The following is a 14,981-nucleotide window of genomic DNA, read 5'->3' as shown; positions in this document are numbered from 1 at the left end:
TGGCCGACCGGACGCGCACTGTCGCGCTCGTCGGCCGGTGCCCGGCGGGCGCGTGACGGTCAGCCGCCGCCATGGCTGGTTCCGCCGGGTACCCGTGGCCGGGTCGGCGGTGCCACCGGCGGGCGCGCGGCCGGGGTCGCACGGGCCGCGGGTGCCGCACTGTGGGACGTGGCAGCGGCCTGGGTCGTTGCGCGCGGCGCGCTGACGCGCGCCGGAACCCGCGCCGTCGCGGCCCGCGCGGGAAGCGCGGTGCGGCCGCGCACGGCGCTGGTGCCCGCGCCGACCGATCCACCCCCCGTGCTGGCCGCGATCGCGGGACGGCCGACGCGCGGACGGCCGCCGACCCCCGGACGCACGCTGCCGCCGGTCCGGACGGCCCCGGGCCGCCCGGCGCGGACCGCCGGCCGGGCCGAGCCGCCGCCGGCCGACACGCCGGCCGGCATGGCGTCCCCGAGGACGCCGCGGTTGCGGGTCTGCAGCCGGGCACCGATGCCGCGGAACGTGTCGCGGGAGGTGGAGCCGAGCAGGGCTCCGGCGCCCTGGCCGAACGAGGCGGCGCCGCGCCGGCCCGCGCTGCCGACCGCGCGCATCAGGTGCACGTCGGCGAAGCCGAACAACTGCACCAGAAGGAACGGCGAGAAGACGGCCGCGATCATCACGACCACGCCGCCGAGAATCGTCAGCGTCTGGTCGGCGGCCGAGCCGGTGCTGTCGCTGGCCATTCCCGCGCCCAGTGTGAAGATCGCGTAGATCACCGGCTTGGCGAAGATCAGCGCGATCAGGAACTCGGTGGCGCGCTTCATCCAGGCGCTGGTCGACATGGACGGCTGGCCCGCCAGGTAGAGCGGGATGAACACCGCCATGGCGATGATCGCGACCTTACGGATGTAAAGCACGACGAACAGGGCGAATGAGAACAACGCGACCAGCAGTGACAGCACCATGTCCAGCGCGAAGTTGCCCTGTTCTGGCAGAGACCTCAACTGTCCGACCAAGCTCGCGCCAAGCGGTTGCCCGTCCCCGAATGCGTCGGCCAGGCCGTCGGACGCGGTGAGCACCATCTGCAGCAGGGTCAGCGCGACGAACGAGCCCAGAATCGCCGTCCCGGTAGCCGCGGCCGCCCTGGCGAAGATATGCGGGTCGCCGCGCACCGCGCCCATGATGCAGGCGCACAGGAACAGACCGGTGACGACCAGCACCGAGACGCCGAAGACGATGTTGTAGTTCTTCACCACGTAGTCGGCCCGCAGGTCAACGGCCGTCTTCTGCGCCGCGAAGCTGAACACCGACGACGAAAGATCCGCCGCCATGTTACAGAACGCAGTCCCAATAGAACTCAGAAAAGAATCCGCGGTACCGGTGATGGCGTTTTTCAGCGGCGCGACCGGATCAAACCCGATAGCGAGGGGCTGTGATTGCGACGGGATCATGGTCATGCGGAGGGACCCCCGATGTAGAAAAACCGACGAAAATCTTCCCCTGGCCGTTGGGTGATCGCGGGACCATCAGGGCCGTCGGTTGCCGCGGAAAGCTTCCAATCCCCATTCGTCCAGGTTACTGTGCAGTCGTCGGAGCCCCACACTTCACGTGGCGCCGCCGTTATGTCGGTGTTGCTATACATTCCAATTCCGCCGACAGACCAGATCGATACGGTTGCCGAATTAGCTGTGGAGTCCTTCGCGCTGAATCCGACCACTCTTAGGTTAAAATTCAATCCCGGGTCGGAGATGGAATTTGCGCCCGCCGCTTTGGCGTTGGCATCGTCGGCTTTAATAATCTGATCGCTAATAGTTTTGCTGGCGCTACTGGTCGCAATGGAACCGAGTACGGCTCTGATGCGACTTGGTTCGCGGTTGCGGACGTCGCTGTAGGCCGAGACGTAGTTGCCGCAGGCGCTGATGGCGCCGGGTTCGGTGTGGGGGTAGCCGACGGGGATGCCGAACTCGTTGACGTGGCTCGGCGCGCCTGGCAGAGCGCCGGCGGGTTCGGCGGTATTGTCGGCGCCGTCAGAAGTCGCCGAGGGTACCACGGTCACGGCGGTTGCCGGTGGCGTCGGCTGGGAGGTGGCGGTTGGCAGGGCGCTGCGCTCCCGGTTCTGGCTGCCGGACGACTTGCCGAGGGCCTCGCGGCCGATGAGGATACCCAGGGTCAACGACACGCCGATCGTCAACGTGAATATCAGAGCAAGGCGCCTGGTAGCCCACCTTGTGAGGCTGTCCGACACGCACTCCCCCTCCCTGACGGCAGGGACATCATCCCAATACCGGCCCGCCGGTACCCGGAGAACATCTCAGGAGGATGCGGAAGGTTCGTCATGGACCACGGCGGGATCGTCCACGGTCCGGACGATGGCCGGCGGGCGCATGCCGTTGGTGCTGTCAGCCTTGGTCCCCGAGGAGGCGGTGCTGCCGGTCGCGAGGAAGAAGTTGACGAACGCGGCGGCCGCGCCGACCAGGAATGCCAGGCCGAACCCGGCGAGCACCCCGCTCTTGCCCATGGACGAGGCTCGGTCGAGCCCCATCCGTTCGCCGAGCGCCCAGGCGATGCCGCCGAGCAGTACGGCAGCCACCGCGGCGATGATGGCATAGGCCGCCAGGCCGTTGACCAGGTCCTTCAGCGCATTGATTCCTGGTGCCTTCGTCTCATCTGGCTTGACCTGAACCGACGCGAGCAGCAGTCCTGTCGCCCGCGCGGACGCGGCGTCGACGATCATCGTAGTCCCTTCCCGCGGGCACTTCGCCCTACTACGGCCCGGGGACCGCAGGTCTGGCAAATCATACGACGGGCGTCCGGAGCGTTTCCGGAGTGCTCCCCCGAGTCGCGTCGGCTGCCGTTGCGTGTGTCTTGACCGTTTCTTCGGCGGCCAGTCGAAGCAAGGACTCGACCACCGCCACGCCGAGCCGTAGATACGACCGACGGGTACTCCCGCGCAGTCTCGGGATGCGTATTGGCGCACGCTTGCTCGGGTCCAGTCGGCTTTCGTACGGAATCCGCACGATGGTGTCCACGTGCCTGGCCAGCCGGCCGGCGGCCGCTCGAGTGCGCGGTGACCAGCGGCCTCGTCGCGGCGAGACGACCGCGACGATCACCGGAGGTCGCCGGCCGTCCTTGTCGACGGGAAGCAGCGGGGCGGCCGGATCGCGCAGCGCGGCGGCGGTGCGGTCCAGGTCGGCCGGAGCGGCGAGGCTGACGACCACGATGAGGTCGGCGGCCCGCAGCGCGGTCGGCGACAGCGGCGCGGCGACCGGAGCGTCAACCAACACCAATGGGTAGGCGCGGGTCAGCTGACCAAGCGCGGTGCGCAGCATCCCTGGCGTCACGGTGTCGTCCGCCGGGACCACCGCGGCCCCACCGGCGGCTGGCGCCTGGCTCCGGCTCAACGGCACGACCTCCAGCGCCGGGGCGGTGTCGCCGGAGGCGTGCAGGAGCGCGCGCAGACCGGCGGCCGGGCTGTCGCGTCTGCGGGCCACGTCGGCGACCGTGACATCGCCGGCCAACCCGACCCGCGGGCACAGCGGATCTCCGCGTGGTTCCTCCGGCTCCTCGTCGGGCCAGACGGCTGGGCACAGGTCGATGGCGAGCACCGATTCGCCGCGGGCGCCGGCCAGCACGAGCCCGAGGATGCCGACGAGGGTCGTCGTCCCCGAGTAAGGGAAGGCGGAGGTGATCCCGATCCGCCACGAGCCGGGGAGGTCGACCGCGGCCCGGTCGGGCAACGACTCCCGCAGCGGGATCTCGTCCCAGTCCGCGAGGCCGTCCCCGTCGTCCCAGTCCCACTCGTCGTCCGTGACGGCAGGCAGTGCGAACCGCCGGGCGACGGCCGTGCCGGTCGGGGTAACCGGCGGTGTCGGGCGCGCCGGCTCGTCCGAGCGCTCCGGCTCGGTCGAGGGCGCCGGAGCCGACGCCCAGGCGCCGGCCTGATCGGGTGCGCCTGGCTCGGCGATCCCAGGCGGCTCTGTGGGCTGTGGCGGCTGGGCCGCCGGGCGTGCCCGAACAGGCGGCGGGATGGTCCACGGGCCCGGAGCGGGCGGCGGCGGCTCGGCCGGACGGCCGGGCTGGCTGCGTGCCGCCGGCTTTGGCGGCTCGGGTACCTGCGACGGGTGGGCCGCCGCGGCGGCGCCCGACGGCGGCCGATCGCCGAACCGGCTGGGCGGCGCCTGCACCGGCGGCGGTGCGGCCGGGGGCCTGGGGGGCATCCGTCGGCCGATCGGCGGCGTGGCGGGCTCGTCGTCCTGATCGGCTGGGTCGCCCGGCGCGGCGGCGTGCGGCGTGGCCGGCAGCCAGCCGGTGCGGGGCTGGCGGGCTGAGGACGGGCCGGGCGCCGGGCGCTGGGGGGCCGGCCTGGCGGCGCCGGGCGGCTGGGCCGGCGGTGGCGACACGGGGTGAGGCGACGCAGGGTGAGGCGACGCGGGGTGAGGCGACGCGGGGTGGCTGGCGGGTGGCAGGGGCTGGGTGGGCCCATCGACCTGAAGCGACGGGCTAGGCCCGGCCGGTGCGTCCGGGCCTGCTGGCCCTTGCTTGTCCGTCAGCCGGTCCGGACGGCGGGGAGCACGGTCGCTGACAGTGTCCGCGGGCCGGCCTGCGACGACGTGCGGTCTTGGGTCGCGGGCAGGCGGCAGCGGGACGGTCGGTCGGTCGTCGAGGTGGAACGCCTCGTCGCCCTCGGGCGCGGCCGCATCCTCGGCGCGCCGCCGCCGGTGGCGCCGGCTGCGGCTGGCGCGCGAGTCGTCGTCCCGGTCGAGGCGCGGGTCAGCGTCGTCCTCGTCGGCCAGCGGCCCAGTCGTGGAGAACTGCGCGCCGATAAGGGATACCGGCCGCGCGTCGCCCTCGTCGCCGTACGGTGTCGGTGGCACATTGCTCACGTGCCGTCGCCCTCCTGGCTGGTTCAGGCCGGTTGGCCCCAGTTGGGATTACTTACCGTCACTTGCGGCGGGCCGCCACCAGATTCGGATAACCCGGGACGTAGAAGTATGACAAGCTCCCACAGAGCCTAACCATGGTTACCTGGGGTGGTACACCGTCCGTCACCATCGATGGGCGTCGACCACGTCGTTGCCGCCCCGATACCGGGGGCGTTGCCGGGCTCATGAGGGGACGCGCGACCATGCAAGCGGAATCCGCGACCGACTGACCCGCGCGAAAGGGGCAGCCGCTATGCAGGAGGGTGTCCCGACGGCGCACGAGGGCGTATCGGCCGTCCCGCCTCCCCACCGCCTGGAGCCCAAACGGCGGCTCGACCCGTCCGGTCGTCATGAGCCGCCCCAGCGTCAGGACGATGACGACGTCCTGACCGTCGACGAGCTGGTCGTCTGGCTGCGGCTGTCCGAGAGCACCGTGCTGCGGCTCTTGTCCGAGCGCGCCATTCCGGCCCGCAAGGTCGGGCATCAGTGGCGGGTCCGCCGTGGCCGGGTCCGGGACTGGCTGGACGGCCGCGAGTGACCCCGGGGCCGGCTCGGGTCGGGGCGTCGCCGCCGACGGAATCGGCGCCCGGCGCCGTCCGGACGGCGTGCCTGGCGCGCCTGTGGAGCCGGGGAACCGGGCCGGCCCCGAAGATCCTGGTCGCGGCCGCCGCGGTGGCGCTGGTGGGGGCTGGCTGCTCGTTGCCTGGCGGCTCGACGTCGAAGCCGACGCCCTCGGCGTCTCCGGCCACGACGGGGCCGCCGCCCGGCGCGAGTCAGGCACCGGGCCCGCCGCTGGCCACCGCTTCGGCCGCGCCGGACGCGGCCACGCCGCCGGACGGCTCCGCCCCGGCCGCCGTCGCCACCTACTGCTTCGCCCGGTGGCAGTCCTTCGACGCGCGCACCGACGCCAGCCTCGGCGCCGGCGTCCAGCGTGCCGCGGCCGACCAGTGCTTCACCCCCGACTTCCTCGGCCAGCTGACCAGTGGCACCGGAACCGGCGCCCCGACCCCGGACGCGGGCGCCGGTCCGGCCTGGGATGACCTGCGCGCCCATGGCGCCCGCTCCACGGTGACGGTGCTCGCCGCGACCCCGCTCGGCGACACCGCCGCAACCGGCCGGGTCGTGTACCTGCTCAACGCCCGCAGCGCGTACACGACCGACAACGCCACGGCGACCCAAACCGTCTCTACTCCGACGGTGACGCTGTTGCGCGACACCACAGGCCGCTGGCGGATCGCCGGCGCCGACCTGTCCGCCAGCGCCGGCGACGCGCCCGGGCGCTAGAGGAGGCGAACGGAACGTGGCACGGGGGCGGCTGGGCGGGCGCCGCTGGATGATGTGGCTCGGCGGCGGCACCTTCGTGGCGGTCGGCGGCATGATGCTGTTCATCTGCCTGGTCGTGCTGCTCATCGCCGGGCCGTTCCTGGGCGGCAGCGACAACAACGGGCCGCACACGATCGTCAACTCCAAGGGCATTCCGGCCGAGTACCTGGACCTGATCGTCTCGGCGGCGAACAACGCGGGCTGCCCCGAAGTGACCCCGGCGCTGCTGGCCGCGCAGCTCTACCAGGAGTCCGGCTTCAACCCGCGGGCCTCGTCGCCGGTCGGGGCCATGGGCATCGCCCAGTTCATGCCGGGCACCTGGGCCACCCACGGCGGGGGCGGCGACGTGTGGAACCCGGCCGACGCGATCCCGGCCGCGGCCCGGTACGACTGCGCGGTCGCGGCCTCGGTGGCGGCGGTGCCCGGCTCCGGCCAGGAGAAGATGCTGGCCGCCTACAACGCGGGCCCAGGCGCCGTGCTGGCGTTCTCCGGCCTCCCGCCGTTCCCGGAGACCCGCAACTACGTCCGCACGATCCTGGCGAAGGCCCGCGAGTACGGTGACGACCTCGCGGCGGGGGCGGTCGTGTCGGCCGAGGCGGTCGGGCCGGTGGTCGCGTTCATGCGCTCCCAGGTCGGCAAGGCTTACGTCTGGGGTTCGGTCGGCCCGGACACGTGGGACTGCTCGTCGCTGGTGCAGGCCGCCTATCGGGCGATCGGCGTACAACTGCCGCGGGTGACGACCGAGCAGTTGGCCGCCGGCCCGCAGGTCTCCGGCGCCGACATCCAGCCTGGAGACCTGCTGTTCACCCCGGGCAGCGACGGCACGGTCGCCGCGCCGGGCCACGTGGGCATGTACGTCGGCGACGGCCAGGTGATCGACGCGAAGGGCGCCCGCTGGGGCGTGGTCGTGTCCGACATCTCAGCCTGGACCACCGTCGTGGCCGTGACCAGACCTCTGGCCGCCAAGACCTAGCCCGGCCGGACCGGTCCGAACCTGGACCATCCGAACCCGATCAAACCTTGACCAGCCGGACCGGTCGAGCCGCTACGAGCCGTCTCCTGCTCAAGCGAAACCAAGCCAAGATCCCGACCAAGCGAAACTCGACCAAGATCCCGACCCTGGACAGGTGTCCACCTCGGTCATCCTCACCAACCCAGATTCACCTAAGCGAGGGCGCTCAGCGCCCGAGCTGGCTTGACGGCCGGCCGGGCGCTCCGCGCCCGTTCCGGCCGTCAAGCCGTTGCGTCGCTGACGAAGCTGGAGAAACCGTCGGCCATGCTGCCGAGCCAGCCGAACGCGGTGTGGACGAAGTTGGCCGCGTCGCTGGGCGCGGTCACCACGTAGAAGGTCACGAAGATCCAGAAACCCCATGGCCACAGAATCTTCTTCACGCCCGACCTCTCAATGACCTGGCGACCGGCGACCGGTCGGCTGACGACGAGGAGCCGGCGACGCCCCCCGAAGCCGAACGGTTCGGACGGTCCGGGCCGCCACCGCGCCGTCCGGGGCACCCCCGGGCAGCGCGGTGGCGGCCATCCGCCTCCTCGACCGGCCTTGCTGCATCACCAGCATCGAGTTTGTACTTACGCTCAGTGCACACCGCAAGCTGACTCGCCGCTTAGTGTGATCGACTGAACGCATATGGTGCGAGTCGCGTCGGCGTGTCGCGGGCCGAGGGAGTGGGACAACCCACAGGCACGGATCGACCGGGTGCCGACGGTAGCGATCTCGGACCGTTCCGCGTTGTACTGACGGCAGGCGCCTCGAGCCGGTTGACGTCGACTCCCTGCTCGGGGCGCTTCCCGCTCTCCGTGAGGTCAGCTGGGGATGCTCTGCGCGAAGCGGAACAGGTTGTCCGGGTCGTAGTGGCGCTTGATGGCCGTCAACCGCGGAAGGTTCGCTCCGTAGTAGGCCTGCGCCCAGTTCGCCAGATCCGGGTCGATGTAGTTCTGGTAGGCCTGGTCGGAGACGTAGGGCGCGACCGCGGCCGCGGTGTCCCGCACCCAGCCGTGGGCCGCCCGGACGTTCTCGGCCGTCGCGCCCGCCGGGTAGCTGGCGAAGTACTGGACGCTGGCGATCGCGTCCCGGTGCACGAACGCCGTCTCCGACGGGCTGACCTTGCTGATCGCGCCGCCCCAGGAGTCCAGGATGATCCCGCCGCTCGCCTTGGCCAGCGGGTCGCGCTGGCGCGCTTCGACCTGACGGGACAGGACGTCGACGCCGGCCGGGGCGATCGGGCTGAGCAGGATCGCCGACGCGGCCTTCTGACCGGGCCGGCGCGCGCCGGCGCTGATGCCCGCGGTGCTGCCGCAGGTGTCGCCGCTCGCCGAGCAGCCGCCTTCGAGCCGCATCGCGGTCAGGTAGTCGTGGTCCACGATCGTGGTGCTGACCGGCGCGACCGAGCGCAGTGCCGCGCGCAGGTCGGCCAGGGGGCCGTTGAGGCCGGTCCGGTCACCGGCGAACACCCCGCTGACCCGCAGCGTCGGCGCCGACCCGCCGGGCACCGATCCGGCGACGACCGTCGACCACAGCGTGTCCGGCATGACCCCCAGCCTGCCGGTGATCCACTGCTGCCACGCGGTGATCACGTCGGCCGCGGCGGACCAGGGCCACCGCACCGAGAACAGCGTGAGTGACCGGGCGGGGCGGGTCGCGAACCGGAACGCCGTGACGATCCCGACGTTGCCGCCGCCACCACCGCGCAGCGCCCAGAACAGGTCCGCGTCGTGGTTCTCGTCGACGCTGAGCCGCTCACCGGAGGCCAGCACGACGTCGGCGCCGGTCAGCTGGTCGCAGGTCAGGCCGTAGAGCCGGCCGAGCACCCCGATCCCACCGCCGAGTGTCAGCCCCGCGATGCCGACCGTGGGGCAGGAACCTCCCGCCATCGACCGGCCGGCGCCGGCCAGGTCGGTGTAGAGCTTGATCAGTCGGGTGCCACCGCCGACGGTCGCGACGCCGTTGCTGGCGACGCTCACCTGGTTCATCCGAGTGACGTCGACGACCAGACCGTCCGACGTCGAGTAGCCGGCATAGCTGTGGCCCCCGCAGCGGGCGGCCAGGCCCACCCCGGTCGCCCGCGCGAACCGGACCGCCTCGGCCACGTCCGCGGGGTTCGCCGCGTACGCGATGCCCTGCGGGCGGACGGTGTCGAAGGCCGGGTCGAACAGGGCCCTGGCCCGGTCGTAGTCGGAATCCGTGGGGCGGACCAGCTGGCCGGCCAGCCGCCCGGCGAACGCGTCCCAGCTCTGGGCCGGGCCGAGCGGGGTCCCGCTGGCGGAGGCGATCGAGCCGGAGGCCGCCGGGCCGGTCGGCGCGTGGGACCGGCCCGGCGAGCAGCCGGCCGCGACCGTTCCGACCGCGCCGCCGAGCATGGCCAGCCCGGCCCGTAACACTGTCCGACGGTCCGTCACGACGCCCATGTCCGGACCCTACGCGGGTGAAGTCCCAGGTCAGGACCGTTCACGGTGACCGCCCGGCCGCCGGGCTGTCGGCCGGCGGACACCCACGCCGTGAGCTGCTACTTCTCCGGGGGCGCCAGCAGCGTGCGCACGATGTGGTTCGCCGGGTCGATCCGGAGCAGGGTGCCGACCTGGTTGAGCGTGGCGTACACGGCGCCGGACGGGTCGACGACCACCCCGTACAGACCGGTCAGGGCGGCCTCGCCGGCCGAGGTGCCGTCCAGGCCGGTCGACACGCCGGAGTCCGTTCCGGCGAACGTCGTCATGACGCCCTTCGGGTCGATGCGCCGGATCTTCGCGTTGTGCGTGTCGGTGATGTAGAGGGAGCCGTCCGGGCCGAGGGCCAGACCGGTCGGCCCGCTCAGCAGCGCCCGCGCCGCCGGGCCGCCGTCGCCGGTCTCACCGTCCTTGCCTGAGGTGCCCGCGACGGTCCGGATGGTCCCGTCAGGGGTGATCTCGCGGATGGTGTCCAGGTAGTCGTCGGCCACGTAGATCGAGCCGTCCGCGGTGACGGCGAGGCCGGACGGAGACGGCAACGACGCCTTCGTCGCCGGTCCGCCGTCCCCGATGACCGTCGTGCTGCTGCGGCCGTACGCTCCGGCGACGGTGGAGATCAGGCCGTCCTTGGTGATCTTGCGGATCCGGCTGCCCTCGGCGACGTAGACCGAGCCGTCCGGCCCGAGCGCCGCCGCGGCCGGGCCGTCCAGCGCCGCCCTCGTCGCGAGCCCGGCGTCGGCGGTGAAGCCCCCGCCGCCGCGGGCCGTCCCGGCGAAGACGAAGGCCCTGCCGTCCGGGGCGATCCGGTAGACCTGGTCCGCCGCGTGGTCGGCGGCATAGACGGTGCCGTCCGGGGCGACCGCCAGCCCGTGCACCTCGTTCAGCACGAGCTGGGCGGCCGGCACGCCGGCGGCGGGGACAGGGGGTGGGCTGGTCGTCGCGGGTGGCGTCGTGGCCGTCGTCGTCCGAGTCGTCGTCGGCGAGCTCGCCGGCGCCGGTCCGACCCCGGCCACCGCGCGTACCGTTCCGCTGGCCGTGACCTCGTAGACGGCGCCGGTGCCCACACCGCTGTCGGAGACGGCGACGTAGACCGTGCCGTCCCGGCGAAGCGCCAGCGCGTCGAAGAACGTGCCTCGGTCGAGGGTGAGCTGCTGGCCGGCGTAGCCGGGCTTGGCGTCGCCCCCGCCACCGGCCGTCAGGCCCACCACCAGGCCGACGGCGAGCAGGACCACCACCAGCGTGACGCCCGCGCCGATCAGGAGGCCCCGTCGTCGCGGGCGTCGCCGGCGACGGCCGTGCGGCGTCGGCGCGACCCTGGTCGGGGTGAGTGGCGGCCCCGGCGGCGGGTCGGTCGGCGACGGGCCACCCGGGCGCGGCGTGTGCATCGGGTACGGCGGGGTCGTCGTCGGTCCGGCGAGCGTCGGGGACACCCCGGGCGGCGCCCAGCCGGGCGTCATGCCTGGCAGCAGGTCGCCAAGCCGGTGGCCGGCGGCGGTGAGCACGTCGTCCGGCAGCCGGGCCGGGATGCCGGCGGCGGCGAGCCAGCCGGGGCCGAACACCGCCGTCGCCCCAGCGGCCAGCATCAGGGCCAGGTCGTGGGCGCTTGCCGGCCGGTCGGCCGGGTTCTTGGCCAGCGCGGCCAGCACCACGGCCGCCAGCGGTGCCGGGACCTCGGGCATCGGGTCCGGCGGGATGGACAGGTGGTGGTGCAGCAACGCGGGCACCGTCAGCCCGCGGCCGAACACGGGCCGGCCGCAGAGCAACTCGTAGAGCACGACGCCGAGGGCGTAGAGGTCGGTGCCAGGGCCGAGCCGGGTGCCCTCGATCTGCTCGGGCGCCATGTAACGCGGCGTGCCGAGCAGGCCGGTCGTGGTCACCGTGGACGATTCGACGATCTTGGCGATGCCGAAGTCGGCGACCCGGGGCATCCCGTCCGCGCCGAACAGCAGGTTGTCGGGCTTGATGTCCCGGTGCAGCACGCCGATCCGGTGCGCCGCCGCCAGCGCGGTCGCCGCCGTCAGACCGATCGCGCAGGAGGATCGCGGGTCGAGGTTCCCTGGCCGGGCCAGCTGGTCGGACGGTGTCCACGCCGAGCCGGCGCGCGACGGTGGCGTGGACGCGATCCGGGTCCGCAGGGTGCCGCCCGTGAGCTGCTCCATGACGAGCAGGCACAGGCCGGCGTGCTCGACGTAGTCGTAGACGCGCACGATGTGCGGGTGGTCGAGCTCGGCCAGGACCCGCGCCTCCGCGAGGAAGCGGGTCCGCAGGTCGCCACCAGAGCCGCCCGACCCGTCGAAGGGGTCGGGGCCAGCCGCGGCGCCGGGGTCGAGCAGCACCTTGATGGCCACGGCCCGGCCCATCAGCCGATGCCGGGCGGCGTAGACGGCCCCGAATCCGCCACGGCCCAACTCGGCACCGATCTCGTACCCGGGAAGCGCGCCGGCGATCAGGTCCGGCGCGGGTGTCGGCGTGGTCAGGGAGCCTCTCCTAGCGCCGGATGGGGGACGTGGGCCTAGCTCGCCTGGCGAGCGATCAGGCTGATCGTGCCGTTCGGGTCGACCCGGCGGATCTCCTTGTTGCCGTTGTCGGCGATGTAGACCGCGCCGCTCGCGTCGACGACCACCGAGCTGGGGCTCTTCAGCTGCGCGGCCGTCGCCGGACCGCCGTCGCCCGTGTTCCCCTCGGCGCCGGTCCCGGCGATCGTGGTGATGACTCCGTCGGGGGTGACCTTGCGGACGGTGTCGCTGCCGTAGTTGGAGATGTAGACCGTGCCGTCCGGGCCAAGTGCCAGGTCGGGAATCGACAGGGTGGCGTTGGCGGCGTCCCCGCCGTCGCCGGTACGGCCGGTCTTGCCGTTGCCCGCGAACGGGCTCAGGATGCCGTCCTTGCCGATCTTCTGGACGGAGTCACTGCCGAGGTTGCCGATGTAGATCGTGCCGTCGTCCGCGATCACGACGCTGTTCGGGTCGCTGATCTGAGCCGACAGGGCGGGGGTCGGGGTGCTGGTGTAGCCCTTCGTGCCGGTGCCCGCGATCGTGCTGATGATGCCGTCCGGCGTCACCTTGCGGATGCGCTCGTTCGAGTAGTCCGCGAGGTAGAGCGAGCCGTCCGGGCCGACGGCGATGCCCTCGACGCTGTTGATCTCGGCCTGGGTGGCCGGACCGCCGTCACCGCTGAAACCGGCCGTGCCGTTGCCCACCACCGTGGTGATCTTGCCATCGGGGGTGATCTTGCGGATCCGGTTGTTCGCGGTGTCCGGGACGTAGATGTTGCCGTTCTTGTCGACGACGGCGGTGCCGGGTCCGTTCAGCTCGGCCGAGGTCGCCGGGCCGCCGTCGCCGCTGAATCCCGCGGTGCCGTTGCCGGCGATCGGCGTGACGGTGCCGTCCTTGCTGATCCGGTGGACGATGTTGGTGTCCAGGCTGGAGACGTACACCGAGCCGTCTGTCCCCATGAACAGGTGCAGCGGCGCGAGGTTCGGGACCGTGAGCGTCGGGCCCGAGTACGCGATGGCGGTCGCCGGCAGCCCGCGGGTCCGGTCCGGGTACGGCTCCTGCGCCGTGTTCACCCCGTCGCCGCCACTACCACCGCCTCCGCCACCGCGGCTGAAGGCCAGGGCGATCGCGGTCGTCAGGCCGGCGATCAGCACGAAGAGCAACGTCGCGGTGATCAGGGTGGTCCGCAGCGAGAGCCCGAACAGGCCCTTCCTGGGCTGGCCGCGGTGCGGGGTGGGAAGCGGCGTCCGGACCGGCTGCGGGACCAGCGGCGGCCGCGGCGGCATGGGCTGGGGCGGCCGGGGCTGGACCGGCGGTGCCCCGCCGGGCGGCCAACCGCCAGCGGCCGGCGGGCGGTACCCGGGGGTCGGTAGCGGGGCGGCGGGCGGGGTCGGACCCGGAGGCGTCGGCTGCGGTGTGGCGGGCGGCGCAGACCAGCCACCGGGAGTGCCCACCGGCGCGGTGCCGGTGAACGGCCGGCCGGTCGTCGGCACGGGCCGGCCAGGTCCCGGCTGGTAGCCGGGACCGGTCGGCATGCCCGGCCGCGGGGGGAACTGCTGGTTGGGACGTGGCGGGCCGGTCGGGCCGTAGCCGGGGAAGCCCGGCGTGCCCGGCAGCGGGGTCTGCGGCCCGGCCGGGCGGGGCGGCCCGACGGGTGGCCCGGAGAACCGCGAGCTGGGCGTCGAGGTGGTACCGAGCGCGGCCTCACGGATCTCGTCGTCGACGCGGATCTTGACGTCCGACCGGGTCAGCCAGGCCGGGCCGAACGCGGCGACGCTGGCCCTCGCGAGCTCCAGGGCGAACTCGGTGGCGTCGCCGAGCCGGGCCGCCGGGTCCTTGGCGAGGGTGCGCATGATGACCCCGGCGACCTGCGGGGGCGCCATCGTCAGCGGGTCCGGCATGACATTGAGATGGTGGTGGGTCAGCGGCTGCACGCCCATGGGGCGGCCGAACAGCGGCCGCTCGGCGAGCATCTCGTAGAGGACGCCGGCCAGCGCGTACAGGTCGGTCGAGGGGAACAGCCGGCCGCCGAGGATCTGCTCGGGCGCCATGTAACGCGGCGTGCCGAGGATCGCGCTGGCGGTCGTCTCCGCGCCGTCGAAGATCTTGGCGATGCCGAAGTCGGTCACCTTGAGCAGGCCGGCGCCGTCGAACATGATGTTGTCCGGCTTGACGTCGCGGTGCAGGACGTCGGCGGCGTGCGCCGTGGTGAGCGCCGCGGCCGCCGCGATGCCGACCGCGCACACGGTCTCCTGATTGATCTTGCCGGCCTGGATGCGCTGCTTGAGGGTGCCGCCGGGCAGCAGCTCCATCACCAGCAGGCAGGTGCCCTCGTGCTCGACGTAGTCGTGGACCCGCACGATGTGCGGGTGGTCCAGCTCGGCGAGCACCCGTGCCTCCGCGAGGAAGCGGGCGCGCAGCTCGGGGTCGTCCGAGGTGTCCAGCAGGATCTTGATGGCGACCTTGCGGCCGATGAGCCGGTGTTGGCCGGCGAGCACGAGGCCGTATCCGCCCTTACCGAGGTCGCCTTCGACCTGGTAGCCGGGGAGGGCCGCCTCCACCAGAGAACGATCGATTAGCAAGGTCTGGTCCCGTTCGCCGCCGGCCCCGGAGTTGAACGCGGGGAATCTAAAACGCGAAGGCCGCGCCCGGGCCGCAAACGCGCCCTTCGTCGTGTACCCGGCGATACTACGGCCTGGTACCCCCGAGTTCCCCCCTGGTAGGGCGTAGTTGGTGTCCGTCGGATGTCCGACATCACGTCAGCCCACCGTCGCCCGGACGTCGTGGCTTCCTGGTTGGCTGAGCG

The 14,981-nt window shown here is 72.8% G+C and carries 11 protein-coding genes; 3 read left to right on the top strand and 8 right to left on the bottom strand.

Features of this window, described 5'->3' with window-relative positions:
- Window positions 1-59 precede the first annotated feature (59 nt).
- From FRAEUI1C_RS35450 to FRAEUI1C_RS35440, 4 genes are all read right to left on the bottom strand, one after another.
- Window positions 60-1,436 (bottom strand): hypothetical protein, encoded by a 1,377-nt coding sequence (locus tag FRAEUI1C_RS35450; RefSeq protein WP_013428221.1) that lies wholly within the window; start codon window positions 1,434-1,436, stop codon window positions 60-62.
- On the bottom strand, window positions 1,433-2,170 hold the full coding sequence (locus FRAEUI1C_RS37910; RefSeq protein ID WP_232425238.1) for a DUF8175 domain-containg protein: 738 nt from the start codon (window positions 2,168-2,170) through the stop codon (window positions 1,433-1,435). The genes FRAEUI1C_RS35450 and FRAEUI1C_RS37910 overlap by 4 nt, the downstream gene beginning before the upstream one ends.
- A gap of 120 nt (window positions 2,171-2,290) precedes the next feature.
- Window positions 2,291-2,713, bottom strand: a complete 423-nt coding sequence (locus FRAEUI1C_RS35445) for a DUF6112 family protein (RefSeq protein ID WP_013428219.1) — start codon at window positions 2,711-2,713, stop codon at window positions 2,291-2,293.
- 61 nt (window positions 2,714-2,774) lie between these two features.
- Complete coding sequence (locus FRAEUI1C_RS35440; protein ID WP_157735227.1) at window positions 2,775-4,379, bottom strand: hypothetical protein; 1,605 nt, start codon at window positions 4,377-4,379, stop codon at window positions 2,775-2,777.
- Between the two features lie 775 nt (window positions 4,380-5,154).
- Between FRAEUI1C_RS35440 and FRAEUI1C_RS37055 the strand changes: the two genes are divergently transcribed.
- The 3 genes from FRAEUI1C_RS37055 to FRAEUI1C_RS35425 are packed head-to-tail and all read left to right on the top strand — an operon-like array spanning window position 5,155 to window position 7,197.
- Window positions 5,155-5,439, top strand: a complete 285-nt coding sequence (locus FRAEUI1C_RS37055) for a helix-turn-helix domain-containing protein (RefSeq protein WP_013428217.1) — start codon at window positions 5,155-5,157, stop codon at window positions 5,437-5,439.
- Window positions 5,436-6,185: a hypothetical protein gene (locus tag FRAEUI1C_RS35430; protein WP_013428216.1), complete on the top strand. Its 750-nt coding sequence runs from the start codon at window positions 5,436-5,438 to the stop codon at window positions 6,183-6,185. Before FRAEUI1C_RS37055 ends, FRAEUI1C_RS35430 begins: the two co-directional genes overlap by 4 nt.
- A 16-nt stretch (window positions 6,186-6,201) precedes the next feature.
- The gene (locus tag FRAEUI1C_RS35425; protein WP_013428215.1) at window positions 6,202-7,197 is read left to right on the top strand and encodes a bifunctional lytic transglycosylase/C40 family peptidase; all 996 of its coding nucleotides are present in this window, start codon (window positions 6,202-6,204) and stop codon (window positions 7,195-7,197) included.
- 260 nt (window positions 7,198-7,457) lie between these two features.
- Here the strand turns inward: FRAEUI1C_RS35425 and FRAEUI1C_RS40620 are convergent, their stop codons facing one another.
- The 4 genes from FRAEUI1C_RS40620 to FRAEUI1C_RS35405 all read right to left on the bottom strand — a co-directional run bounded on the left by FRAEUI1C_RS40620 (window position 7,458) and on the right by FRAEUI1C_RS35405 (window position 14,736).
- Entirely contained in the window at window positions 7,458-7,616 is a 159-nt protein-coding gene (locus FRAEUI1C_RS40620) for a hypothetical protein (RefSeq protein WP_013428214.1), read from the bottom strand.
- A 426-nt stretch (window positions 7,617-8,042) separates the two neighbouring features.
- On the bottom strand, window positions 8,043-9,644 hold the full coding sequence (locus tag FRAEUI1C_RS35415; protein WP_013428213.1) for an FAD-binding oxidoreductase: 1,602 nt from the start codon (window positions 9,642-9,644) through the stop codon (window positions 8,043-8,045).
- Window positions 9,645-9,742: 98 nt separating this feature from the next.
- Window positions 9,743-12,088 (bottom strand): serine/threonine-protein kinase, encoded by a 2,346-nt coding sequence (locus FRAEUI1C_RS35410; RefSeq protein WP_232425237.1) that lies wholly within the window; start codon window positions 12,086-12,088, stop codon window positions 9,743-9,745.
- Between the two features lie 104 nt (window positions 12,089-12,192).
- Window positions 12,193-14,736 (bottom strand): serine/threonine-protein kinase, encoded by a 2,544-nt coding sequence (locus tag FRAEUI1C_RS35405; RefSeq protein WP_013428211.1) that lies wholly within the window; start codon window positions 14,734-14,736, stop codon window positions 12,193-12,195.
- Window positions 14,737-14,981 lie beyond the last annotated feature (245 nt).

Origin of the sequence: Pseudofrankia inefficax, assembly GCF_000166135.1 — a bacterium.
Taxonomy (GTDB): Bacteria; Actinomycetota; Actinomycetes; order Frankiales; family Frankiaceae; genus Pseudofrankia; species Pseudofrankia inefficax.
This window is presented reverse-complemented; position numbering and strand designations above follow the sequence as displayed.

What these genes read in the sequence shown, in the direction of transcription:
- FRAEUI1C_RS35450 (WP_013428221.1), bottom strand. Translation starts at nt 1,436, where the DNA reads ATGACCATGATCCCGTCGCAATCACAGCCCCTCGCTATCGGGTTTGAT.
- FRAEUI1C_RS35445 (WP_013428219.1), bottom strand. Translation starts at nt 2,713, where the DNA reads ATGATCGTCGACGCCGCGTCCGCGCGGGCGACAGGACTGCTGCTCGCG.
- FRAEUI1C_RS37055 (WP_013428217.1), top strand. Translation starts at nt 5,155, where the DNA reads ATGCAGGAGGGTGTCCCGACGGCGCACGAGGGCGTATCGGCCGTCCCG.
- FRAEUI1C_RS35415 (WP_013428213.1), bottom strand. Translation starts at nt 9,644, where the DNA reads ATGGGCGTCGTGACGGACCGTCGGACAGTGTTACGGGCCGGGCTGGCC.